Here is a 24,464-nt window from a genome sequence, read left to right on the forward strand (position 1 = left end):
CTGTCTTTCAACTGGCAGGGGTGTGGATACGTTGGCGGCCTTCGAGTGCGCGTGAGATAGTGACTTCATCGGCGTATTCAAGATCGCCACCCACTGGGAGTCCAGAGGCGAGTCGCGAAACTATCACACCCATGTGGGCTAAGTTGATGGCGAGATATGTTGCAGTGGCTTCACCTTCAACGTTAGGGTCCATTGCCAAAATGATTTCCTCAACACCGCCTTGTTGAATACGGGCATAGAGTTCGCGAATACGTAGATTATCTGGCCCGACTCCACCGATAGGATCGATCGCGCCGCCGAGCACATGATATTTTCCGCGATACTCGCGGGATCGTTCAATTGCGATGATGTCTTTAGCTTCTTCTACTACGCAGATCGTGGAGTCGATCCGGCGTAGGTCAGAACAGATTCGGCATAGGTCACCTTCGGCAATGTTGCCACATACCCGACAAAAATGTACTTTCGCCTTGACCGCTTGTAGGGAATCGATCAGCGCAACGACGTCGTCGTCATCGGCTTCGAGGAGATGGAAGGCGATCCGTTGCGCACTTTTTGGACCAACGCCAGGCAGGCGGCCGAGTTCATCAATGAGTGATTGCAGCGCGCCATCATATACGCCAGCCACTATTCACCTCCGTTATTGTCTGGAATTTCTTCTATTACTGTTGCGTGGAACGTATCCATGAGAACTCGTATTCCCACTAGTGGCGATTCGCTGATGTCGGGATCATCTTCGCTAACTTCTTCCCATTCGGAAAATTCTTCTGATTGGGAACCAGGATTATTTTCGACGACGTGGTGAGGCCGAGTATCCCAAGGTCGCTGCGGTTGCATGGCAGGAACTGGGTTTGGTGGTGGCATAGGTTGGGAGCTAACCGGAGGCATATTGTGTTCTACTGGCGTTTCTTTGGGAGTAGAAACCGAAACAGAGTGTTGTACCCACGAATGGGGTGTGGGAGTGGGTGCAGTATCGCCATAGTTGCCCGTATCTCCTGGATATTCAAGTGGAGGAATATCGGGCATCGGTTCGGCAAAAAATGGAATATCTGGCTCAGACCCAGCGGTTGCGGATATGGATTGGGACGATACCGGGGCATTTGGCACCGGGGCACTCAATTGCGGATCATTTGGCGCCGGAGTAGGTGCCGGTGAGGTGAGTATTGGCGTGGCAGCTAGCGGGGTTGCCGGTGCCATCGCCTCATCGTGATCTGCCGGTAGTTCCTGTGGCTGAGGCTGATCTACCTGAATATGGTCTTCTCCGTGCAGTTGAATTGTACGATCAACAACGCCAGCTAAGACTCCCGATGGATCGACATCTGCTTCTTGCGGATCGGTACCTACAGCGGTTGCCAACTCCGCTGGCGGATTTTCAACGCCGACTGCTCTTTCATCCTCGTCGTTTTCGAAATCGGCCGTATATTCTTGAACTGGCGACGGTGTTTGGTCAAGAACGGCCTCGGCTTTTGGGGGTGTTGAGCCTTCGTCTGGAACAGCAGTAACGGATATTTCAATATTGAGAATTTCTCTGATCACAGCAGCGACATGCGTACCAGAATTTCGTTGATTAAATCGTTGCGCAACCGCTGGCATAGCAAAGGCGATCTGTAGCGTGTTGTCTTGCACGATAAGCGGACGCGCTCCTGCATGAAGCTGGTTGCGAACCAAACCACCAAGATGTGGATGAGTGACAATGTTGTTCCACGCGCCAGCAATCTTATCGAAAACAGCTGATGCGGGACCAGCAGTTGCCACACGTGCCTGTACAGCTGCAGAATCAGGTAAATCTCGTGGGATCATGGGCGGAACAAGTGGTTTATTCTCCACATCAGCCACTTGTGTATCACGCGTTCGAGAATCATCCACACGTCCCGGACTACCTCCTGTTGATGGTTGGGATTGCGCCGGGATCGGTGCGTTAGATGGTGCCGGCATACCTGCAGTAGAAGCCGGCATCGAAGGAATTGGTGGGACCTGTGTTTCCGCTTTCGCTGAATCTGGTGACACTACCGGAGAAACTGGCGGCTGATGTCCCAAAGTTCCTTGCTCGCTTTGCGAAACTGGCGGCTGATAGGTTGCCCGAGCCGGCGAAGAATCAGCCGGAAGTTCAACTTGTGGCGTGGCTGGTTTCTTCCATTTTGCTAATTCGGGTGGCGGGCTAGAAACTCGCCCTCCTTCTGGCTCTGCAGATTCGGCCGACGTCTTTCGATCGCCTGCACTCTCTGCCTGAGCCACAACCAGACGGGCACATAGTAATTCGAGTTGTAGGCGTGGTGAAGTAGCACCCACCATCATGTTCAAGGCTTCGTGAGTAATATCAGCGCATCGCGAGGCTCGTGGAGCACCTAACGCTTTCGCCTGTTCATCCATGCGTGCGTACTGATCATCTGGAACTGAGACGAAAATATCCCGAGATGCTTGCCCAGTTAATGCAATAATCACCACATCACGTAAGCGTTGCAAAAGATCCTCAACGAAACGCCGTGGATCATGACCGGAGGTAACCACTGAGTCAACAACACCGAACAATGCCGCTCCGTCTCGTTGGGCAATAGCACTAACGGCGTCGTCGAGCAGATGTGCCGAAGTGTAACCTAGCAACGCTACTGCTCTATCGTAATCTAAGGAATGAGAATCTGATCCACCAATGATTTGATCGAGAACAGAAAGCGTATCGCGCACCGATCCAGTGCCTGCACGGATCACAAGATTGAGCACATCCTTTGATGCACTAACACCTTCCATTGCACACAATCGCGCCAAATATTTTTCCAAATCAACCGGCGGAACAAGACGGAAGGGATAATGGTGGGTACGTGATCGGATCGTACCAATCACTTTATCTGGTTCCGTAGTTGCGAAAATGAACTTCACATGCTCGGGCGGTTCTTCAACTAGTTTCAATAGTGCGTTAAAGCCTTGATTTGAGACCATATGAGCTTCGTCGATAATGAAGATCTTGAATCGGTCACGCACTGGCGCGAACCCGGCTTGCTCACGTAGATCACGAGCATCATCTACACCGCCATGCGATGCGGCATCCATCTCGACAACATCGAGTGATCCAGAACCATCACGTGCTAAATCACGACATGACTCACACTCCCCACACGGGGTATCAGTTGGATACTGGGCACAGTTCAAACACCGCGCCAAAATGCGAGCCGATGTGGTTTTCCCACATCCGCGAGGACCAGAAAATAAGTACGCATGGGTAGTACGCCCCGCTGCCAACGCTGCTTTTAGCGGCGCGACAACGTGGTCTTGCCCAATGACTTCTTGGAAGGACTGTGGCCGGTAACGGCGATACATGGCTACGCTCACAGATACTATCTTACTCGACTCTTCCCACACCTGACTCGTCGTATGCATAGCCTTACCCACACCGTGGATAACGCACTTTTATCCACTTTGGCGATAAGCAGGCTTGGCCCCTGCGATAACACGTTGTTACCTATCAGCCAAAATAATGAACCTACGAATCTCAAGTGATCGCTGTTGATTGGGGAAACTGCACGCCGGAAAGATGATAGCCCAATAAAAATAAAAGGACTCCTCACGCACCCGCCAGAGCCCGGTCTCCTTGCTGCATTCCTGCCCTGGGGAATTAACCTAAGATGACGCCACGTGAGGAGTCGACTTTCAGTGTACGCGAAATTCTCTGATGATGCTAATTTATTGCCTAGGTAACATCCCACCGATTCGCACCTACTTGTGTTTTCATATACGATTAACGGGTACGTCACCACTGGTGACGCGCACCAGGAGGATTCGCCTAGTGGCCTATGGCGCACGCTTGGAAAGCGTGTTGGGTGCAAGCCCTCGGGGGTTCGAATCCCCCATCCTCCGCCATTTCCCCCGATCAATACATTGCTCGGGGGAATTTTCATTCCGATGGGCGCGATAAAAACGAGACTTCTAGCACGTTGGCGCAATACCGGGCATACATCGCCCCAAATACCCCAAGTGGATCTACTCCATGCGTCAAGAAGTCTTCTCAGCCTGCTACCACAGTCTTGTAGAGCGGCAGCACTTCACTACTGCCAGTTGTGACGCAATGAAATATGATATCGAACTTACGCTAGGTGCCGTCCGCCTTCTTGGTACATCCAAGTCCAACAACATAAGTTTTCTCCCCGTTACCCATTACATCTGTAAACACATAGAGGCGGTAGAAGACATCTTGACGTCTTCTACCACCTCTATATGTTTTATGAAACCGCTGGTTTCAATGAGTATCGGTTAGCCGATCAGCTTAGTTTGCGTCGGATTACCAACAATACGACACCCGCAGTAACTAGCAGACCAACCAAGCCGGCGCCAAACGCAATGCCTAGACCGGTCTTAGCCAATCCTGGTACAGGATTCTTTGTGTAGCTATTGACGAATTCAACTACTACCGTGTCACCTACTGCTACAACGTTTCCTGCCTTTTCTTTCGGCATGAGCAAATTGTAGCCATCAATCTCGTAACGCCCCTCAACCTCAGAGACTACACAAGTTGCGCCAGTAGGAATGTTCTCTACCAGAACAGAGTCGCCTGCCTTGGTGCGAACAGTTCCACTCATCGTTTCAGAATCCACACCGGTGGTGCAGGTATAAGCGAATTCAAACTGTAGATTCTTTGCCGATTCAGGGGCTTCAGGATTGAGCTTCTTCTCAATCATCAAGCGACCTACGTGGCGAGTGTATTCATTGGTGGCTTCCACGGCAATTTCTGCCTTGTCAGCTACGGTGAAAGTTACTTCGTTACCGTCGGTCTTCACACCATCAACAGAGACGGCGGTGGCCAAATCAGTATCGGCAACCGAAGCATCCTGTTCAGTCAAAGTACAAGAACCAGTTGGAACATCAGCAACCGAAGCAGTCCAGTTATTAGCCTTGTTCAAGGTGAGACTACCAGCAGGAATAGATTCCACACCAGCTTCGTCAACACACTTGTAATCAAAAACAACCTCAGCCGGAGCCTTGTGCATACCAGTACCAGTGAAGGACTTAGCTACAGTGAAACCACCAACCAAACGGGTGTAGTGGTTAGTCACCACAGCCTTAGCATCCCCATCCTTAGCGATGGTGACAACGGCACCGTCTTGACCATCAACCGTGTAAGTGGTAGCCAAAGCAAAACCAGTCTTGTTAGCGCCGTCAAGCTCTTCGATAGTACAAGTGGTACCTACCGGCAAAACCGGGCCAGCAACCTCAGTACCATCAGCAGGAAGATCAACCTCTACAGCCGCGTCAGTACCACACTTGTAGCTAACCTTGAAACTCTCATCAGTAGCAGGAGTGTAATCACCAGTGACCTTCTTAGCCAGCTTGAAAGTACCGGTGTACTGGGTATAGGTGTTAGTAACGGTGACAACCTGTGCCAAGTCTGGCGCTCCAGCAATTGTAATTTCATTAGTTGGCACGCCTCCAACAGAGTAGGCGGTGGCAACACTATGGTTGTCACGAGCAGCTGAATCTGCAACCTCAGTTACAGTACAAACGGTGCCCACAGGAATGTTATCCACTGTCACAGCGTCACCATTGAACGGGAGCGCCACGGTCACCGGAGCAGCGGTACCGCAGGTGTACTGCACCTGGAAGTCGTCTTGGTCAGCTCCCTTGTAGCCTTCCACATCCTTCTTGATCTGGAAAGATCCAGACTTTTGTGCGTAATTATTGTCAAATACAAGGGCGGCAGCGGCGGTGCCATTGGAGGTGTCAGCGATCGTGACAGTTTGTTCTGCCGGCTTCGTCCAGGTGAAATGATCAGGATCGAAGTTAGCGGCATCAGTCTCAGTCACAGTACAGGTAGTACCAACCGGCAAACTTACACCAGCAGCAACCTTAACTCCATCACCCTTCACGGTAACAGAACCAGTAGTCGCATCGACATCATCACAAATGTAATCAAAGACGAAATCTCGAGTCACGAAATCAGCCGCATTATCACCCGAAACCGTCTTCGACACCATGAAATCAGCCTTCAAGGATTTCAACGTATTCGTTAAAGCGACCTCAAGGATTTCCTGATCTTCAATTGTCAGCTCTAAGGTCTCCCCCTTTGTAAAACCTCGCTTAAACTCAGGCACATCCCAAACCATGCCATCAAGCGCGGGAGTATTAGAAAGATCCTCAGTCATAAAAACCTTCGTCCCCTTGGGGAAAGTTCCCGGGAAGTTACTCTTCTCACCCGAGGAAACGTCGAAGACGCTCACACCACTTCGCTTATCGGCGTTCACAGTACCATAAGGAGTCCAATCAGGATATTCGTCGACCGTAGCGGTCCCAGGTAAAGTCCAATTCGCCGTCACCGGGAATTTTGAGCCAGCTGGCAATTCATGCGCTTTAGGACCAGCCACACCCTTAACCACACGGAAGCTTCCAAAACCAGGCTTCATCTCAATCGTCACTGAGGACTGATTAGCATAAGAAGTCTCAGTTCGAGCATTTAATTGCACCTCATCCAACGAGATATCATTCGCATAGATGAAGCCAGGAACCACTTGACCGTCATGAGAAACCGGAGTGCTGATTGGATTAATGCGGTAGTTATGATCCTTCTTGAACGGACCAGTTACAGTAACTCGAGCTTGGGAACCAGAATCAGAATCAGTCAGAACGTCAACCTTAATCTCCCAGCCATTAGTAGCTCCTGGAGCGCTAACATCGAGAAGATATTCAGCACCGGTATAGTTCTCAGGATGATCCTTACCATCAAACTGGATAAGCGCCCAGTCTTCGAGCTCTGCAAAACGCTGTCCGGGACCAAGATTCTCAGTGAAAACTAGAGTCTGAGGAGTGACTCCATCAAAAGTCTTATTGATCCCAGCCTTATCAAACACAGCTTGAAGTTTTTCGGTACCAAACAGAACCTTCCACACAAACTTGTTGCCGTTAGCTCGAGGCGTATCAACAGCCTTAGTTAGAGCAACATACGGATTATATTTAGGAGGCACTACCACTGCACCATCAATGCCTCCACCACCGGGAAGCTCTACCATCTCAGTGTCATCATCAGACAAAGTCAATTCCACAAAATTAGCTGTAGTCTCTAAGACTGCCTGAACCTGCAGCGTCGCAGTACCTTGAATATCGGCGGAACCGTTCGCGATCCTCTCATCAATACCGGCGTTAAAAGTACACTCCAGCTTGGTATAAGCAATCGCACATGAGCCAACACCACTACCCTGCAGTTCCAACGGCACGGTCGTATCTTTATCCCAGAACCTAAACTCTGACGGTAAGGCTACGGTAAAGCCATCGCCCGCAGTCAACGGGTCCTTGGTCTGATCCGCGGCCCACTCGAACTTTAAATTAGCCCAATTACCCTTGGTAAGTTTCTCACCAGGCCGTTCATTACCATTCGCGGCATTTAGTTTAGTTATAGAAAACTCACTAAACACAATCTTCTCACTACCCCGCGGCGCTGCAATAGCGTTGGATATTGGGGCGAAAACAGCCCCAGCCACTACGAGGAAAACAACCGCGAATAGCGACACTACGCGATGTAGCAAACTAGCGGATCGGCTAGGGGTCTTCCCTATTTCTCGGCGGAAGCGATTACTCGTTCCTAGTTGTGCACTCTGATTTTGCACTACATACACTCCAGTTACTATGTATTCTCTCAACGAGAATTTATATATAAATACACTAGTAAGTATAGGCTGATAAGAACATCACCATTAGGAAGATGCGTAAAGTCACTTGAAAAAAAGATTTATTAGAATTTGTAATACTTTTAATAAATTTTTACAGAATCGCACAATTGATACAAAATGGAAAACTGCCTTAGGGTGTAGTGCGAAGCCCCTGGCGTCTCCCGTATTCAAACCGTTTCAACTCCCCCCGAGTGTCACTACTTTCCTGGTGTGCCGCAAACACCTAAATGCTCATGATGAAAATAGGGTGTGAGTAGCCGTTGCCTGCTCACACCCTATTTCTCACGCTATAACGCGAGGATCTTTACTACCTCAAGAGTTATTCTGCTTACGCCCTGCCAGCAACATTCCAGAGCCAAGAACTAAGAACAGTCCAGCAAGACCTAAGTATCCTGCATTAGTGAAACCAGTTTTAGCAAGTTGACCCTTCTGCTCAGCGGCGGCAGGAGTAGGATCGGCAGGAGTTTCTGGGGTTGCCGGAGTTTCTGGGGTTGCAGGAGTTTTCTCCGGAGCGTCTTCCTGATCATCTACAACCGGTTCATAAACATACTCGATCCGTACATCAACGGGATCAGGGAATCCAACCTCGATGTCGAACATATCTCCTGCGACTTCCTTACCATCAACAAGCACTGTACGCTCCAATGTCGTACCCGCTACGGAATCATCCGAAAGCTTAATATGGCAAGTACCCGTAGGAATATTCTCCGCGTGTGCAATGCGAATCGGTTCAACCAGTGTTTCAACCATTGTGGAAGTTATTGTTTGCGGAGCACTCGTCTGCTCACTTACTTCGTCGTAACAAGTATATTCATAGCTGAATGCTTCTGGCGCGAGATCTTTAGCCGCTCCACGAACGATAGAGAAAACTCCAAATGCACCGGTATTGCGTAAGTACTCATTGTTAATCTTGAAAAAAGGAATATTCTCAGCATCATTGGTGACTCTAATGAGCGGGCCTAAGTTGGTTCTTTCAGTCTGCGGGACGGTTTCTGCATTTTGTGCTGCGATAGCATTCTGCGCATCGTCCTTGGTAATTGTTGCAAAATCTTGTTGTGCGGTGTTGAGAACATTGGAATATCCATCTTTAGGATTACCAAGGTGACCAAATACTGCACATGAAGTTCCGGTAGGAATATCTTTAACCTTGACTAACTCGCCAGAAGTCGGGACATTAATGCGTACTGGAGCAGCCTCACCACATTTATATTCCACTACGATATTTTCACCTGGGTCAATAACGTTATCGGGGGTTGTTTCAACCTTCACAATAAACGAAATTGGATCTTCGTCAGCCATAGCAACTCCGCTGGAAAAACCAACGATACCGACGCTAAACAGCGTTACGGCAGCAAATGTTCTGAGCACGCCAGACGAAAAATTAGGAGATGAAATTTTCATTAAGTTCCGTTCTTAGTATGTTATTACCAAATAATAAATTTAAAGAGTACGAGTAAATATACCCCACGTAAGAGATGTCGTAAATCTAACCCATGCCGGACGTGAAAACAACACAATTCAGTGATAATAAATGTGAACTGCGCTAACCTAGAATCTTTTGAATTTCACAATACCTATGTCCGTGGCCACTGATCGAACAATGCGGATCGGCATCAATGCTTATTTGAATATCAAAAGAAGTCGTTAACGATAGTCCGTCCTCGGCGAGAACTCACCGAGTGAAACAAGATCCTCTCGCAACAAGCATGAGAAATTTTGAGGCGGCCCTACAATCACCGTAACCCATCATCGATCTCGCGGAAATTATCCACATGACGCTCACGTGGACCATAGATACTCACAAATGGCCATCGTTTGAGATGATGCAACTCCACATCCCACGCGATCTTCGCCCAGATAAAAATTATGACAGCGATAAGAATGGAACCAATTCCACCAATCGCGATCGACCAGCGCGGGCCCCACATCTGACCGATCCAACCAATCAAAGGAGAACCAATTGGGGTAATTCCTAAATTGACCGCAAAATATATTGCTAGAACTCGACCACGCAAGTGTGCCGGAGTACTTATCTGGACTAAAGTGTTGACGGCAATCAAGAACGTCAACATTGTAAAACCGGTTGGAATCATCAAAATAGCGAACGACAAATACGTTGGAGCTAAGGAAGCCGCAATCGCAACCAGACCAAAAACCGCCGCATAAAGAAGCAATAGTGAAAACCGCGGTGCTTTGCGCCGTGCAGAGAACAGCGCGCCACTAAGAGAACCAATTGCCAACATCGAACCAAGTAGACCATACGAGCCAGCACCTTCGCCATAAACTTCGGTTGCCATTAACGCTTGGGTAACTTGAAAATTGAGCCCTAAACCGGAGACTACTGCGATCATTACTAAAATGGCGACGATGTCAGAGCGGGTGCGCACATATGCAAATCCTTCGCGTAACATTCCTTTGTGCCGTTCAGCCACCTTGTGTGCGAAAAAATGTTCCTCTTTCATGGCGGCAAGTGCCAGCACGGGCACTATAAATAGGGCAAAGTTTAAGATAAAAACCCAGCCCGGGCCGACCAGTTCAATGAGCAGACCCGCGAGTGCTGGCCCAAATAGTCGAGCAATATTGAACGACGTCGAATTCAGACTAATAGCATTCGGCAACGACGCCGTCGGTACGAGTTCGGATAAGAACGTGTTGCGGACTGCCGACGATAGCGCATCTGCTATCCCAGATAAAACTGCAGCTAAATAAACGTGGATAAGACCGGCAGTATGTGTCACGAGTAAGAGCCCCATAGCTAGACCAATAAAGGCAACTGCGAGCTGGGTAATTTGGATCAACCGGCGACGATTCACCCAGTCGGCAAGGACACCACCAAAGGGACCTAAGAACATCTGTGGCAAGAACTGAAATGCGGTGACTAAACCAACCGCAATCGCCGAATTGTTGGTTAGCACAGTCAAGACGACCCATATTTGACACACTCGTTGCATCCACATACCAGTTGCGGATACTAGGTTAGAAATGAACCACAGACGATAGTTTGGATAAGACAGCGAATGAAATGTTTTAGACATAGATCGACCTCAACTCCAGTTTAACGGAGCGGAATTACGCGCTACAGCTGTATCTTCGTTTGGTGAACAATGGAACGAATATCGCCCTGTGTTACTCAACATTGGTTCACGCGTTTGGAGTTTTTCCCTCTAACTTTCGCCCAATTGACTCTAGTTGCGCTAAATTATATAAGGTGAGTACTCAGCATGATCCGCGCGCAGAATATCGCAGACGCCTTCAACAACGGCAAACCGTTATCTTCGGTTCCATATCCGCCATTATGGCGTTTTTGTTTCTCCTCGGATTACTCGTGTGGACCGGGGTTGTTCCAGTGCCATTTCAACGAGAGTTTTCCAAAGAGGCTGAGCCTGAGTATCTCGTTCCCTGCCCTTCATCAGATATCCAACCACGTGAGCTTTCCACATTAACCGCACGCGTCTACAACTCAACATCTATCAACGGAAAAGCCGGTGAAGTGGGGCAAAATCTGGCAACACTCGGAGTCACAATCACCGAAACTGCAAACTGGAATGGCAAAGCATTGCCTGAATCAATCCGGATTATCGCTGGAAAAAATGGTGTTGACGCAGCATATACGCTCCGTGCATACTTCCCTGGCGCAACCATTCACTTCGATGAAACCAACAACTCCGAGATCCTCGACGTCGTTGTTGGTAAAAAGTTTGACGGAATAAAAACCGGCCCCAATGAGGCAGATATCGCTGCCGCACTGGAGCCGATCGAAGGCTGTAAGCCGGTTCAGTAAACCTTATTGGCGAGGTTCGCGGTGTAACGCGCCTTCTTCGAGTTCAGCGCCCGCCGGAGCTGAAGCTGGGGTCGCTGGTTCGATTGTTGTTCCCCGCCAACGCGAGATCGCGCGCATCACATGGTAGATGATAATTGCGCCAAAGGATCCCAGTGCGATACCAGAGAACTCTAAATCACCGATGAATAGTGTGTAATTTGCAATCGCCATAACCATAGCAACAGCAGCAGTATTGAGATTAACCGGGTCCGAGAAATCAACTTTGTTCTGAACCCAAATACGGATGCCTAACATGCCAATCATGCCGTAGAGGACTGTCGCAGCGCCGCCTAGAACACCTGGTGGAATCGTAGCAATTGCGACACCAAACTTTGGCAACATAGATAAGCACAACGCCAATCCGGCAGCCACAATGTAGGCAATGGTTGAGTAGATCCGAGTTGCTGCCATAACACCGATATTTTCCGCATAAGTAGTTGTTGCTGAACCACCACCAGACCCTGCGATCATCGTGGCAAGACCGTCAGCAAATAGTGCGCGTCCGGTGTATTTATCCAGATTCTCCCCCGTCATTGCAGCAACCGACTTAACGTGACCAACATTTTCCGCAACTAGTACAAGAACCACTGGAATAAATAAGGCAAATAGTGAAAGGTCGAAGGCTGGTGCACGGAAATGTGGAATACCAACAAGATCTGCTGCAGCAACCGCATCAAAGTTCACCTCGCCACGAATGATTGCAGCAATATAGCCGATGATAACGCCGATCAAGATAGACAACCGGCCCATAATGCCCTTAAAAAGGACGGTTGCTAACAAGATCGCTGCTATTGTTATCGATGCCGTCACCGGCGCAGCCTGAACATTGTTCCACGCTGCAGGTGCAAGGTTGAAACCGATCAGTGAAACAATAGCCCCTGTAACAACCGGTGGCATGAGAACATCGATCCAGCGGGTACCCGCAAAATGGGCGGCGATGCCGATTAGGGCAAGCAGGCCACCAGTAGTGATGATGCCACCTTGTGCAAGAGCCGCAAGCTCATCATCAAGTGGCAGCCCATCTTTAGCTACATATCCGGTCACAGCTCCAATGGGGGCAAGAAACGCGAACGACGAGCCTAGGTAGGATGGAATACGTCCCGAGGTGATCAGGATAAAAAGAATGGTTCCGATTCCGGTGAAGAATAACGTCGTTGCCGGATCGAAACCAGTGATGAGGGGAACGAGGAACGTCGCTCCAAACATGGCCACCATATGTTGGGCGCCAACCCCTATTGTGATAGGCCACGAAAGGCGCTCATGCGGAGGAACAATTTCCCCCGGAGCAATTTTTGTTCCATCGCCATGGAGCTTCCAGGTAAACAGTTGCGACATCCGATTCTCCTGTAATAACGAGATACATAAACGTCCAGAACTATACGGAATAGAAGATAAGAATCGCAACCTTAGCTGGCAGGATAGTTCAAATGTGAGCTATGCGATATCAGTATCTACTCGATACATCACATCGAAATATTCAACAACAACATTGGCACTACGATCAAAGTCGATACCTACAGCATGAGCGTCTTCAGTAAATACTCGTTCGTGCGCTTCACGCCATTTTTCCAGATCTCCCTCGCCTTCTGCCTGGGCGACCTCTGAAGTGACTTCGTCAAAAGGAATGAGAACCACTTCCCTATTGCGGATCAAAGCGACCGGCTTTGCATCCCCGTCAAGCAAAATCCCCAAATCTCCAACTTTCGGGTAGGCCAGTCCGGCACTGTCATAGGCAGGTGCGTAACTTGAGGTAGCGCTCTTTTGCCCACGAACAACTAATAACGCAAGTTTAGAGGCACAACTCCGCGTACCATCACCCAATGTGAAGGCTGGCGGCTCAACCGAAACAACATCAGTTACTCCCATCACTCCAGGGACTTCGGCAAGTTTAGAACGAACTTTTGCACGGGTCCAAAAGGCTGAGAGTTCTTCGGGTTGAGGTTCAGAGATATACATAAAGATCCTATCCTTGCCAGTTGCGCATATTGCGCCACATATCGATATCGGCTTGCTTACGGTCGAGAATATCACGCATATATGTTGTGGTACCGATACGAGTAAAAGCACTAAGCAATACCCCCACCCCGATCACACCAAGGGTCTTCCCGCCATAACCATGCCGGTGGCGGTGGAACGCAGTAGCAAGCAAACCGCCAGCAATCGCTGACTGGAAAGCTGAGCCAACCGCCACTAGCCACGGACGGTCAAGATAGATCGAGTTAAGGGCTTTCATCATCGCTGGTTCAATTATTCCTTCACCGGCAAATTCCCACGCGAGCACGTCTTCAAAAGACCAATCGTCGGGAGAAATAAGCTTAGCTGCAGGGATGTTGGACAAGTTTCCCTCACCAGTTAAAGCCTCGCCGATTTCATGAGGTAATCCCAATACTCGGATAAGCGTACGCACTGCTGCTCGTGGCTCTACAAGCAAAGCATGCCGCATCTCAGCAAACGTCACGTTGACCAAGTCTGCTGTAGCCAGGCGCGCAATAGCGCCAGCTCCCAACTCGTCATTAACAAATTCATGGGCGATCGAGCCATCGTCGATCCATCTAAATACGGGGAGCTCACCGCTCCAGTCCCAAGTAAAACGTACATTATCGCGTCGTACAAGGAGGGTCGGATGGAATTGTCCATGGATAGTAACTGCGAAGGCCATCACATAATTTGGCCGAGGGAAAACTTTACGATAACCAGCTAAGGATCGCTCGGATGTTAAGACTCGTAAGGTGCCGAGTTTCGACACCATAATCGGAGCTTCTTGCGCATTAGCCAATGAAGGAACTTCTGCCAAAGCCATATCGGTCATCAACATCATCGGGCCATCATCAAAATCTGGAAAATCTGCGCCTGTAACTCCAAAATCCAGATCCTCGCTAGCGCCAGATTCCAGTGCGTCATGAACTAAAGCACCTACCGCATCGCTTTCGTCGACATCAATATCAGCTTCAATATCAACGGCACCAATATCGAGTGGGCCGTGGACAACCTCGCCATCGAGTTCAACTGCGACTTTCCGAAGTTTATCCTGCATCTCTACCAGAAGATCACTCACGCTCAAGCCACGAATAACAGTGCCGGCATCATCGAGCATCGCAACGCGACGTCGCCTGCCACTGATAGCTACCTCAAACTCATAGCCATGTTCACCTGCTTGACCGCGACCCAAAATTCGTTGCTCAGCGAAGAACTCTTCGATGCGATCGATAGTAGTGAGATATGGGTCAAAAATATCAATATGCCCACGAACTGATCTCCACGATGTCATGATTATGCCTTCTTCTGATGGAACTTCCGACGATTAACATCTAATTGATAGAGTGCAATTCCAGTTGCCACAGCAGCGTTAAGCGATTCCATATCTGAGGCGATCGCGATAGAAGCAATCACATCGCACGTCTGGCGCACTAGCCGCGATAATCCCTTACCTTCAGAACCCGTCACCACTACCAGCGGCACATCTGCCATATCTAAGTTATCAATGGATTCTTGACCATCACCATCAAGCCCGATAACAAAATACCCTTGTTCTTTGAGTTCTTCTAGGGCGCGCACCAGATTGGTTTCGCGCGCAACTGGAACTCGAGCTGCCGCACCGGCAGAAACTTTCCATACGGTCGCGGTTACACCTGCGCTACGCCGTTCTGGAATCAGTACCCCATCGGCACGAAAAGCTGAAGCCGACCGCATCACTGCACCGAGATTATGTGGATCGGTTACCGAATCAAGAGCCACAATCAAACCAGGCTCAAGGTGATCGTGACCACGAGCAACCAGTTCGTCAATATCAGCATATTCGTAAGGTAGCACTTCTAAAGCGATACCTTGGTGAACTTGACCGTCAGTCATCTTATCGAGTTCTTGACGGGTTACCTCAATTAAATCTGCACCAGATTCAGTTGCGGCACGCAACACAGTAGCAATCCGTTCGTCATTGGCAAGAGAGCCAACAACGAACACACGCGAGAACGGGATACCCGAAGAGACGATCTCAACAACTGGGTTACGGCCACTAACCAGCTCATATCCTTCAGGAGTATGCAAATGACCGCGCAACTTCGGGCCCGCCGCCTTTTCCGCAGCAGCTTCACGCGCAATCTTCTTCTTATGAGCTGGATGATATGTGCGATCCTCAGCTTTGGGAGTGGGACCTTTACCTTCAAGGCCACGCCGACGCTGCCCGCCAGAACCTACCTTTGATCCTTTTTTCATGCCCTTGCGAACCGCACCGGGACGCCCAAAGTGACCTGCCATTATTTTTCTCCGATCTTCCAGCGAGCCCCAGTAGCTGAATCTTCTACCTGGATCCCCGCAGCAAGCAATGAATCTCGTAACGCGTCAGCACGCGCCCAATCCTTTGCAGCGCGCGCAGCTGCTCGTTCATCAAGAATCGTATGAACAAGCGCATCCAACGCATCATGGTAATTCGAACCCAATGATCGCTCTTCCCGCCACGGTGACGCACACGGATCTAAACCGAGGACGTCCAGCATGGCACGCACATAAAGCTGCTCATTGCGAATATCTACCTCTTCTTCTGCAACTAACGCGTTATTACCTGCCGTGACATGCTCATGGATAACCGCTAGTGCAGCTGAAACATTGACATCGTCATCCATCGCCGCAACGAAATCTGCCGGAAAATCTTCCAGCCCAACACTGGCAACCTCATCTAGTGGCACTTCGCCAACGGCATCAATTGATCGTTGCACAAACCCCGAGAGCCGATCCCAAATCGCACTCGCCTCAGCTAAGGTACGCTCCGAGTAGGCAACCGTAGAACGGTAGTGCACGGTTGCCAACGCAAGGCGAACAACCACTGCCGGATGCTGCTTGAGAATCGTAGAAACAACCAACGAATTACCCAATGACTTACTCATTTTTTCGCCGTCGATAGTCACCCAGGCATTGTGCATCCAATAGTTGGCAAAATCGTAGCCCGCTGCGTGTGACTGTGCCTGCTCATTTTCGTGATGGGGGAAGCGTAGATCGATTCCGCCTGCGTGGATATCAAACGCCTCACCTAGATATTTTCCAGCCATTGCCGAGCATTCGAGGTGCCAGCCGGGCCGTCCGCGCCCCCAAGGGGTATCCCACGCAGCCGTTGCCGGTTCACCTGGCTTTTCTGCCTTCCACAGCGCGAAGTCGCGCGGGTTGCGTTTATCTGGCTCGACGTCGTCGTCAGAAAAATCATCTAAGGTTTGCCGGGTGAGCGAACCATAGTCCGGAAGCGAAGCCACATCAAAATAGACGTTGCCTGGATTTCCCGGATAAGCATGGCCTCTTTCAATCAGCCTAGCGATAAATGAAATCATCTCCGGGATGTGACCGGTTGCTCGTGGTTCATAGGTTGGTCGCAACACGCCAAGCGCGTCATAGGCTTGGTTGAATTCATTTTCATACTTATAAGCGTGCGCCCAATACTGGCGCCCCGCTTGGGCCGATTTTGCCAAAATCTTATCGTCAATATCAGTAACGTTACGCACCATCGTCGTCTCGTATCCACGACGGCGTAACCAGCGCACCAAAATATCGAAAGCTAGTGCCGAACGCATGTGGCCAATATGAGGCGAACCTTGAACTGTGGCACCACACAGATAGATACCGACTTTACCAGGGATAAGAGGGGTGAACTCACGCATCGAGCGTGTTGCTGAATCATAAATATGTAGTGCCATACTTCGATTTTACACAGAAAATCCCACATATCTTGCACACTCGTAGCTGCCAGCGGAAAACACACTTTATCCACCGCGAGAAAACCTCTGTATCATCATCGCCTTCCTCGTGCAGAAATTATTCGCTTAATGCAATGAATCACACCTAAACCTCTTGAGAAAATTAACCCATTGGTCACCAAATAGCGATAGATTAACAAGTATGAAACTTGAACCATCGTCACTTCCAAGCAACGACGCGCTCCCTTTTCCGACAAAAGTAGCGCCATTGGAAGAAACACCCAAAAAATCAAGCCTTTTTAGCAAAGCGATTATTTACTGGGGTTTGTGGGACTGGGGATCGGCGGCTTTCAACGCCATCGTCACCACATTCATTTTCGCGGTCTATATTTCTAATCCTAAATTCTTCGGCGACCAAGCCAACGCCAATCTTGGCTGGGCGTTAGGAATCGCCGGGATTTTCATTGCGATTATTGCTCCTGCTCTCGGACAAGCCGTAGATCGTTCCGGCAAACGCGCCACAGTTTTACGTATCACCACCTTGGGCACTGCCAGCATTATTGCCCTACTTTTCTTCGTGCGTCCCGAGCAGCAATACCTCACTCTCGGTTTGGCACTAGTAGCCGTGGGCAATATTTTGTTTGAGACCGGATCGGTCGTCTACAACTCGCTACTGTCAGACCTAACTGAACGGGAAAACTACGGTCGCGTCTCGGGTTTCGGCTGGGGACTAGGCTACCTTGGCGGAATTGTCCTTCTCCTTATACTATTCTTCGGTTTCATCAATCCCGACGTCGGCTTGTTCGGCGTTTCGGCCGACGACGGCTTAAATGTTCGCGTCTCGATGCTCTTAGCCGGTTTGTGGTTCGGTGGTTTCTCATTGCCGTTACTCCTGACCTTGAAGAACAAGCCAAAAGCCGAGCAGTCCGCAGTTGACGGTTTCTTTGACTCCTACCGGGAGCTCTTCCGCTCTATCGCTGAGCTGTGGCGCAATGACCGCATCATCTTATGGTTCTTGGTTTCTTCGGCAATCTACCGCGATGGCTTAGCCGGAATTTTCTCCTTCGGGGCAATTATCGCCGGAGTGGCCTTTGGTTTTTCCACCTCCGAAGTGATCGTCTTTGGTATCGCCACCAACGTTGTGGCAGGCATTTTCACGATCGCATTCGGCTGGCTCGAAGATTGGATCGGCGCAGCGAAAGTCATCATCTTCTCCGTTGGCGCGATGGTCTTGCTCGGTCTAGGTGTTTTCTTCTTCCACGATGGGCTATTGGGTCTATCTGGCCATGAGATCTACTGGATTTTCGGCCTAGCACTCACCGTCTTCGTCGGCCCCACCCAGTCCGCATCCCGTACCTATTTGACCAGACTCGCCCCCGAAGGTGAAGAAGCAGAAATCTTCGGACTCTACGCCACCACTGGCCGAGCTGCCTCACCGATTGCGCCGCTGCTCTATGCAACTGCTATCTCCGTTGGAGCATGGTATTTAGACATTGCTCGTCAAGATGCTGCCTATTTTGGGATCTTGGGAATCAGCGCGGTTTTGATCGTTGGTCTGATTTCCTTTATCCCGGTTGCGCGGCACGCTCGACGTCGGCAACACAATGTGGCCTAACCATCGAAGCGGGTTCGTCGGATATCGTGACGCTGAGAGTCGCTAGCCGTCTCACAATCGCTATTATTGCTTGATAACCAGTGCGGTAGCGATCGCAGCCAGTCCTTCTTTACGTCCGATAAAACCAAGGTGGTCCGACGTCGATGCGGAAACTGATACCGGCGCGCCAACTATCTGGGTCATCACCGTTTCGGCTTCGGATTTTCGGGGTGCAAACCGTGGTTTTTGCCCTAAAAGTTGGACACTAATATTCATGATCGTCCAGCCAGCTTCCCTGACGAGGTTTACGGCTTGGGTGAGCAGGGTTTGGCCCGAGGCGCCAGCCCACTGTGGCTGGTCTACTCCGAAGACGGTACCTAATTCCCCTATTCCGCTCGCAATAAGCACGGCATCGGCCGCTGCATGGGCGACGACGTCGGCATCTGAGTGCCCCTCAAGGCCCTGTTCGCCTGGCCACGATAAGCAAGCTAGATAGAGGTTACGGTGTGGATCACTGGAAAAGGCGTGTATATCTACCGCGGTGCCAACTCGCATATCACTGACCATGTGTGTTTCCTTTACAGCTAAGGGTTTGGGGAAGTTACCAGATATGGAAAGTTTTTAGATCTAGGAAGCTACCGGCTTTGAGTCAAGAGAAGTTCAGCAACGCTAAGATCAAACGGCGTGGTGATCTTCAACGCTTCGTATGCCCCTGGAACAACAACGACCTCTTCGCCAATCAGTTCCACTAGGGCCGCATCATCTGGCGCAGCGTTGGCCTCAAAATGGTGTGGTTGGTTGCCAAGGTCATGCGCCCGGCGAAGCGTGGGAGTTAAAAATCCTTGAGGGGTTTGAACTGCTTGCAATTCGTGACGCAAGAGAGTTTCACTAACTCTACCCTGCTTAGAAACTCGTTTAATTGTATCGACAACCGGCAGTGCTGGTATCGCACTTTGCGCACCGGCGTCGATAGCCTGTATAACTCGTTGGATCATCGAAACGGGAGTCAAAGCGCGCGCCGCATCGTGAACTAGCACCGCATCGGTTGTCACTAACGCCAAACCTAACGCAACAGATTCTTGACGGGTCGATCCGCCTAAAGTCAAACGAACTTCAAGGCCGGCGTCGTTAAAGACGCGGCGAAATTCGTCCAAGTATCCATCCGGTACGGTGACAATACAATCGGCAATCCCTGCGTTGTTCATTGCCTGGACTGCGTGGACAATCAACGGCGTCCCGCCGAGATGAACAAGTGCTTTAGGGATGTTTGCCCCTAACCGAGTCCCTGATCCGGCTCCAGCAATAATTGCACTCCACGTCATGTTACCCTCATCTAACGAAATGGGCCGCACCTTGCCGGTACGACCCACCTTCATCATAAAAATTATTCAGCCGACTGCGCAGAAAGTGGTGTATCTACGGTGTCGGTTGAGTCGAGAGGAAGGACGAACTCCCCCAAAATCTCGTTTAATAGCTCGGTTGCTTCATCTTCACTAATTCCACGACCCAAAGCTACCTCCGAACCGAGAATTGCATGTGCCTGCGCAAGCATTCGTTTCTCACCGGCAGATAAGCCACGGTCGGAATTGCGCCGAGTAAGATCGCGCACAACCTCAGCAACTTTCTTCACATCGCCCGATGTCAGCTTTTCGCCATTCGCCTTGTAGCGACGCGACCAGTTCGATGGTTCCTCAACGTTTTCTTCTCGTAAAACAGCAAAGACTTGCTCTAACTGTTCATCGTTAGATACATCGCGCAGACCAACTTGTTCGATCGAATCTGCCGGAACCTGAATGACCATATCGCCTTGAATAATACGCAAGGTAAGATACAGCCGCTTTTCGCCACGCATGATTTTTTCTGAAATATCTTCAATGTACGCAGCCCCGTGATGTGGGTAAACGACAGTTTCTCCGACTTTGAAGCTCATGTGGTGTCTCTCTATCTTTGCGAACAATGAATACACCTAGTCTACCAAAAATACACCATCTCCCGTCATACCCCTACGCTTATGGCGTGATAACACAATATTTAGCGATAAGAATTAGGGAGCACACCTTTTGGTATGCTCCCTAATATCTATGCTCTCAGCGGTTTACTTACCCTGATTTGCTACAGCTTCAATAGCAGCCTTTGCAGCTTCAGGATCAAGATAGGTGCCACCCTTGGTAACTGGCTTGAGGGTTTCTTCATCCAATTCGTAGTAGAGCGGAATAGCAGTTGGGATGTTCAAACCGGAGATTTCATCGTCAGAAATACCATCGAGGTGCTTTACGATTGCACGCAAGGAATTGCCGTGAGCGGCGATCATGACGGTCTTGCCGGACTTGAGTTCTGGTACGATCTCTTCGTCCCAGTATGGCAAGAGACGTTCGAGAACATCTTGCAAGCATTCGGTTGCTGGAATTGGCTCACCAGCGTAGCGTGGGTCAGAATCCTGAGAGAACTCCGAGCCAGCTTCGATTGCTGGTGGTGGAACATCGTATGAACGGCGCCACTGCATAAACAGTTCTTCACCGTATTCATCACGAATTTCTTTCTTGTTCTTTCCTTGGAGCGCACCGTAGTGACGCTCGTTGAGACGCCAGTTGCGCTTGACTGGAATCCAGTGGCGATCGGCAGCATCTAGGGAAAGATTTGCGGTCATAATAGCGCGGCGAAGCAAGGATGTGAATAGCAGATCTGGCAAGACGTTTGCATCCTTGAGGAGCTTACCTGCACGCTTTGCTTCTTCAGTTCCCTTCTCTGAGAGTGGGACATCAACCCAGCCAGTGAAGAGGTTCTTGGCATTCCATTCACTTTCGCCGTGACGGACGAGAACGAGTTTGTAAGTCATCTGTGTTTTACTTCCATGATCGGTAACACTTTATGATGCGCGAGCGCGCACTACTTCTAGTCTACTTGTGTTCACTCGATTTTAGTTAGGTCGTAGTGCCTGAGATTTTTGGTGTTACGAAACTGTGTCGGAAGGAGGCTATATATTGGGATTATGAAAACTTTGCTCAATATTATCTGGCTGATATTCGGTGGGCTTGGCATGTTTTTGGGATATCTGGGCGCTGGCGTTATAGCAGCTATTTTCATTATCACTTTGCCAATAAGCGTGGTGTCGTTTCGCATTGCCAAATTCGTTATTTGGCCGTTTGGGCAAAGCATAGTTCGCCAACCGGGCGCTGGTGCCGGGTCTACCTTGATGAATATCGTATGGTTCTTCATCGCCGGTATCTGGCTTGCGGTTGGGCATCTGCTTAGTGCGGTAGCGTTGACGTTGACGATTATCGGGATACCGCTGGCTATTGTCCACATCAAGCTTATTCCTGTTTCATGTTTCCCCTTTGGGAAAATGGTCGTGCCGTCGACTATCGCTGGCAGCTACGACGTCGTTGTCACTGTGAACTAGCTAAAGGCGCGTTCGGTGATGGGAGCCTCGCGCGGCGCTGGGGTAGCGTGTTTTAGTAACGACGGCGGATATTGCCTGCCACGAGCACGCCAAACCACCTTACTGGAGTAGTGCACGCACGAGATTTGCCCGGTGAATTTTCCCGTTAGCACAGGTTGCTTGCCGGGCACATTTTATTTTACTTACCGGGCAAACTTTAGGCGTATCCGCGCGAATTACGTTGTTTGCCTTGCCTTCAATATACCCCTAGGGGTATATTGAAGCTATCGTAGCTAAATCGAACATATAACACCAAGGAGAATATAATGTGCTATCCAGTTACCTGCAAAAATTGTGGCAAAACAACATGGGGCGGTTGCGGCCAGCATGTTGCTTCGGTAAAAGCTAAGGTACCTGCTGGGCAGTGGTGCACCTGCACCGAAGAAGAAAAAGCTCAAGCAAAAGGCGGCGGATTCTTCCGCTCTCTATTTAGCTAGGAATCGGTATCCGTCTAGCCTCACGTGCAAAAGGCAGTCAGCCTCACGTACGAAATCCACCCCAGCTCACGATCGAAATCTCCCAGCTCGGGTGAAAACATCACCAGCTGAAACCTCAAACTGGACTTGGCTGCGCACAACACTTAGCCCTTAACCCCACTCACAACAAAATACAAGGAATCACATGACCACTACGGTAATTATTGGCGGTGTAGCTGGTGGAATGTCCACCGCAACACGACTTCGTCGTAATGATGAACAGATGGAGATAATCGTTTTAGAATCTTCAGGATACGTCTCATTCGCGAACTGCGGACTACCCTATTTTATCGGCGGAGAAATTACCGAAAGGTCGAACTTACTCCTGCAAACACCACAGTCACTCAAAGCGCGATTCAATCTCGACGTACGAACCAACACCACAGCCACCGAGATTAACCGCGCAGCGAAAACTGTTGCAGTTACGAGTCCAGAAGGTAACTACGAGATCGCCTACGATTATCTCGTGTTATCCCCAGGAGCTCGCCCACTTACTCCCCCGATTCCTGGCATCGACAAGGCGCTGACTTTGCGCACAGTAGAAGATACCGATCGTATCGTCGCTGCTATCTCGCACACCACTGTGGAGCGTGCAGTTATCATCGGTGGCGGTTTTATCGGACTGGAATTGGCAGAAAACCTTGCCAAGCGTTCAATCAGCGTCACCGTAGTGGAGCAAGCTCCACACATTATGGCTCCCCTCGATGCTGAGATGGCGGCAATCGTCACTAAGCACTTGGAAGAAAATGGCATCACTATTTTGGCCAACACCCAAGTCACAGCAATTGAAGATGGATACGTAGTAGCCGGCGATCAGCATCTACCTGCAGATACCGTTATCGCCGCACTCGGGGTAGAACCAGCCACTGATCTTGCACGCACTGCAGGGATAGAACTCAACGAACGTGGTGGTATCGTCGTCGATGCCCGCCAACAAACCTCCGATCCAGCAATCTTCGCTCTCGGTGACGCAGCACAGAAAACTGATGCCATCTCTGGAGAAGGAACCATGGTCCCGCTCGCCCAAACCGCAAACCGCCATGGGCGCCTTGTGGCCGATATTATTACCGGACGCGCCACCAACGCCCAACCTGTTCTGGGCACCGCCATTATCGGACTCTTTGGTTTAGCGATCGCCACAACCGGATGGAATGAACGTCGCGCACGTAGCGCAGGGAAAAATGTTCGGGTTATTCACACCCATCCCGTCAATCATGCCGGATACTATCCGGGCGCAACTGGTTTGAACCTCAAACTTATAGTCGATGCCGACGACGACTCCATCCTCGGCGCACAAGCAATAGGATATGACGGCGTCGACAAGCGCATTGACGTGATTGCCACAGCTATGCGCGCACATGTGAAAGCCGCAGACCTAGCCGATCTTGAATTAGCTTATGCTCCGCAATTCGGCTCGGCAAAAGACCCAATCAATATGCTTGGATTTATCGATGACAACGCACTAGCAGGTGAAAAAACTTTCCAGTGGCACGAACTCCAATCAGCACTAGACGAAGGTTGGACGCTCGTTGATGTGCGCACACCACAAGAATATGATCGCGGAAATATCCCTGGAGCTATCAACATCCCAGTCGATGAACTCCGCCAACGTCTTACCGAGCTGAAGGATAAAAAGGTCCTCGTCCATTGCCAAGTCGGACTGCGTGGCCATGTCGCATGCACCTTGCTGTCGAACAACGCCATCGAATGCGCAAACCTCGACGGCGGATATACGACGTGGAAGTTTGGCCAGACCACCCGCGTCTAACCGCACTACGCACCTGTCACATCTGCCCATCTCTTCCAAAGGAATA

19 protein-coding genes, 1 tRNA gene and 1 other RNA gene are annotated in these 24,464 nt (G+C 50.1%); 6 read left to right on the plus strand and 15 right to left on the minus strand.

What is annotated here, in order from left to right; genetic code table 11:
- Positions 1–7: 7 nt before the first annotated feature.
- The 3 genes from recR to ffs all read right to left on the minus strand — a co-directional run bounded on the left by recR (position 8) and on the right by ffs (position 3,637).
- Complete coding sequence (recR, locus tag NG665_RS07820) at positions 8–625, minus strand: recombination mediator RecR (RefSeq protein WP_252673149.1); 618 nt, start codon at positions 623–625, stop codon at positions 8–10.
- Positions 625–3,369: a DNA polymerase III subunit gamma and tau gene (locus tag NG665_RS07825; protein WP_252673150.1), complete on the minus strand. Its 2,745-nt coding sequence runs from the start codon at positions 3,367–3,369 to the stop codon at positions 625–627. The genes recR and NG665_RS07825 overlap by 1 nt, the downstream gene beginning before the upstream one ends.
- Positions 3,370–3,541: 172 nt before the next feature.
- Positions 3,542–3,637, minus strand: an RNA gene (ffs, locus tag NG665_RS07830) — signal recognition particle sRNA small type.
- A 124-nt stretch (positions 3,638–3,761) separates the two neighbouring features.
- On the opposite strand from ffs, the gene NG665_RS07835 reads away from it, so the two are divergent.
- Positions 3,762–3,849 (plus strand) — tRNA-Ser (locus tag NG665_RS07835).
- A gap of 398 nt (positions 3,850–4,247) precedes the next feature.
- Here NG665_RS07835 and NG665_RS07840 read toward each other — a convergent pair.
- The 3 genes from NG665_RS07840 to NG665_RS07850 form a co-directional block, all read right to left on the minus strand.
- Positions 4,248–7,580, minus strand: a complete 3,333-nt coding sequence (locus NG665_RS07840) for a DUF5979 domain-containing protein (protein ID WP_252673151.1) — start codon at positions 7,578–7,580, stop codon at positions 4,248–4,250.
- A gap of 375 nt (positions 7,581–7,955) precedes the next feature.
- A complete protein-coding gene (locus tag NG665_RS07845) occupies positions 7,956–9,044 on the minus strand; it encodes a DUF5979 domain-containing protein (protein WP_252673152.1) in 1,089 nt (362 codons plus the stop codon).
- Between the two features lie 332 nt (positions 9,045–9,376).
- Positions 9,377–10,678: an MFS transporter gene (locus NG665_RS07850; protein ID WP_252673153.1), complete on the minus strand. Its 1,302-nt coding sequence runs from the start codon at positions 10,676–10,678 to the stop codon at positions 9,377–9,379.
- Positions 10,679–10,851: 173 nt separating this feature from the next.
- Here NG665_RS07850 and NG665_RS07855 point away from each other — a divergent pair, with 173 nt between their 5' ends.
- Positions 10,852–11,424: a LytR C-terminal domain-containing protein gene (locus NG665_RS07855; RefSeq protein WP_252673154.1), complete on the plus strand. Its 573-nt coding sequence runs from the start codon at positions 10,852–10,854 to the stop codon at positions 11,422–11,424.
- 3 nt (positions 11,425–11,427) lie between these two features.
- Here NG665_RS07855 and NG665_RS07860 read toward each other — a convergent pair whose 3' ends face one another.
- The 5 genes from NG665_RS07860 to cysS all read right to left on the minus strand — a co-directional run bounded on the left by NG665_RS07860 (position 11,428) and on the right by cysS (position 17,141).
- Positions 11,428–12,798, minus strand: coding sequence for a uracil-xanthine permease family protein (locus NG665_RS07860; RefSeq protein ID WP_252673155.1), 1,371 nt, complete (start codon positions 12,796–12,798; stop codon positions 11,428–11,430).
- 99 nt (positions 12,799–12,897) lie between these two features.
- On the minus strand, positions 12,898–13,419 hold the full coding sequence (locus NG665_RS07865) for an ASCH domain-containing protein (protein ID WP_252673156.1): 522 nt from the start codon (positions 13,417–13,419) through the stop codon (positions 12,898–12,900).
- Between the two features lie 7 nt (positions 13,420–13,426).
- On the minus strand, positions 13,427–14,731 hold the full coding sequence (locus NG665_RS07870; RefSeq protein WP_252673157.1) for a hypothetical protein: 1,305 nt from the start codon (positions 14,729–14,731) through the stop codon (positions 13,427–13,429).
- Positions 14,732–14,733: 2 nt separating this feature from the next.
- Positions 14,734–15,717, minus strand: coding sequence for a 23S rRNA (guanosine(2251)-2'-O)-methyltransferase RlmB (gene rlmB, locus NG665_RS07875; protein WP_252673158.1), 984 nt, complete (start codon positions 15,715–15,717; stop codon positions 14,734–14,736).
- Positions 15,717–17,141 carry a cysteine--tRNA ligase gene (gene cysS / locus NG665_RS07880; protein WP_252673159.1) on the minus strand — a complete coding sequence of 475 codons (1,425 nt, stop codon included), beginning with the start codon at positions 17,139–17,141 and terminating at the stop codon, positions 15,717–15,719. Before cysS ends, rlmB begins: the two co-directional genes overlap by 1 nt.
- Positions 17,142–17,343: 202 nt before the next feature.
- On the opposite strand from cysS, the gene NG665_RS07885 reads away from it, so the two are divergent.
- Positions 17,344–18,756, plus strand: coding sequence for an MFS transporter (locus NG665_RS07885; RefSeq protein ID WP_252673160.1), 1,413 nt, complete (start codon positions 17,344–17,346; stop codon positions 18,754–18,756).
- Positions 18,757–18,819: 63 nt separating this feature from the next.
- On the opposite strand, the gene ispF is transcribed toward NG665_RS07885, so the two are convergent.
- The 4 genes from ispF to NG665_RS07905 form a co-directional block, all read right to left on the minus strand.
- A complete protein-coding gene (gene ispF, locus NG665_RS07890) occupies positions 18,820–19,302 on the minus strand; it encodes a 2-C-methyl-D-erythritol 2,4-cyclodiphosphate synthase (RefSeq protein ID WP_252673161.1) in 483 nt (160 codons plus the stop codon).
- A gap of 68 nt (positions 19,303–19,370) precedes the next feature.
- On the minus strand, positions 19,371–20,057 hold the full coding sequence (ispD, locus tag NG665_RS07895) for a 2-C-methyl-D-erythritol 4-phosphate cytidylyltransferase (protein ID WP_252673162.1): 687 nt from the start codon (positions 20,055–20,057) through the stop codon (positions 19,371–19,373).
- Between the two features lie 62 nt (positions 20,058–20,119).
- Positions 20,120–20,665 (minus strand): CarD family transcriptional regulator, encoded by a 546-nt coding sequence (locus tag NG665_RS07900; protein ID WP_252673163.1) that lies wholly within the window; start codon positions 20,663–20,665, stop codon positions 20,120–20,122.
- 165 nt (positions 20,666–20,830) lie between these two features.
- A complete protein-coding gene (locus NG665_RS07905) occupies positions 20,831–21,571 on the minus strand; it encodes a phosphoglyceromutase (RefSeq protein ID WP_252673164.1) in 741 nt (246 codons plus the stop codon).
- Positions 21,572–21,724: 153 nt separating this feature from the next.
- Between NG665_RS07905 and NG665_RS07910 the strand changes: the two genes are divergently transcribed.
- From NG665_RS07910 to NG665_RS07920, 3 genes are all read left to right on the plus strand, one after another.
- Positions 21,725–22,135 (plus strand): YccF domain-containing protein, encoded by a 411-nt coding sequence (locus tag NG665_RS07910; protein WP_252673165.1) that lies wholly within the window; start codon positions 21,725–21,727, stop codon positions 22,133–22,135.
- 305 nt (positions 22,136–22,440) lie between these two features.
- The gene (locus NG665_RS07915; protein WP_252673166.1) at positions 22,441–22,611 is read left to right on the plus strand and encodes a DUF8730 family Cys-rich protein; all 171 of its coding nucleotides are present in this window, start codon (positions 22,441–22,443) and stop codon (positions 22,609–22,611) included.
- Positions 22,612–22,795: 184 nt separating this feature from the next.
- Complete coding sequence (locus tag NG665_RS07920; protein ID WP_252673167.1) at positions 22,796–24,418, plus strand: FAD-dependent oxidoreductase; 1,623 nt, start codon at positions 22,796–22,798, stop codon at positions 24,416–24,418.
- Positions 24,419–24,464 lie beyond the last annotated feature (46 nt).

This window comes from Arcanobacterium pinnipediorum (assembly GCF_023973165.1).
GTDB lineage: Bacteria > Actinomycetota > Actinomycetes > Actinomycetales > Actinomycetaceae > Arcanobacterium > Arcanobacterium pinnipediorum.

Bases quoted from the DNA above. Each gene is read 5' to 3' on its own strand.
- NG665_RS07825 (WP_252673150.1), bottom strand. From the start codon at position 3,369: ATGCATACGACGAGTCAGGTGTGGGAAGAGTCGAGTAAGATAGTATCT.
- NG665_RS07845 (WP_252673152.1), bottom strand. From the start codon at position 9,044: ATGAAAATTTCATCTCCTAATTTTTCGTCTGGCGTGCTCAGAACATTT.
- NG665_RS07850 (WP_252673153.1), bottom strand. From the start codon at position 10,678: ATGTCTAAAACATTTCATTCGCTGTCTTATCCAAACTATCGTCTGTGG.
- NG665_RS07860 (WP_252673155.1), bottom strand. From the start codon at position 12,798: ATGTCGCAACTGTTTACCTGGAAGCTCCATGGCGATGGAACAAAAATT.
- NG665_RS07865 (WP_252673156.1), bottom strand. From the start codon at position 13,419: ATGTATATCTCTGAACCTCAACCCGAAGAACTCTCAGCCTTTTGGACC.
- NG665_RS07870 (WP_252673157.1), bottom strand. From the start codon at position 14,731: ATGACATCGTGGAGATCAGTTCGTGGGCATATTGATATTTTTGACCCA.
- rlmB (WP_252673158.1), bottom strand. From the start codon at position 15,717: ATGGCAGGTCACTTTGGGCGTCCCGGTGCGGTTCGCAAGGGCATGAAA.
- cysS (WP_252673159.1), bottom strand. From the start codon at position 17,141: ATGGCACTACATATTTATGATTCAGCAACACGCTCGATGCGTGAGTTC.
- NG665_RS07885 (WP_252673160.1), top strand. From the start codon at position 17,344: ATGAAACTTGAACCATCGTCACTTCCAAGCAACGACGCGCTCCCTTTT.
- ispF (WP_252673161.1), bottom strand. From the start codon at position 19,302: ATGGTCAGTGATATGCGAGTTGGCACCGCGGTAGATATACACGCCTTT.
- ispD (WP_252673162.1), bottom strand. From the start codon at position 20,057: ATGACGTGGAGTGCAATTATTGCTGGAGCCGGATCAGGGACTCGGTTA.
- NG665_RS07900 (WP_252673163.1), bottom strand. From the start codon at position 20,665: ATGAGCTTCAAAGTCGGAGAAACTGTCGTTTACCCACATCACGGGGCT.
- NG665_RS07905 (WP_252673164.1), bottom strand. From the start codon at position 21,571: ATGACTTACAAACTCGTTCTCGTCCGTCACGGCGAAAGTGAATGGAAT.
- NG665_RS07910 (WP_252673165.1), top strand. From the start codon at position 21,725: ATGAAAACTTTGCTCAATATTATCTGGCTGATATTCGGTGGGCTTGGC.
- NG665_RS07915 (WP_252673166.1), top strand. From the start codon at position 22,441: ATGTGCTATCCAGTTACCTGCAAAAATTGTGGCAAAACAACATGGGGC.
- NG665_RS07920 (WP_252673167.1), top strand. From the start codon at position 22,796: ATGACCACTACGGTAATTATTGGCGGTGTAGCTGGTGGAATGTCCACC.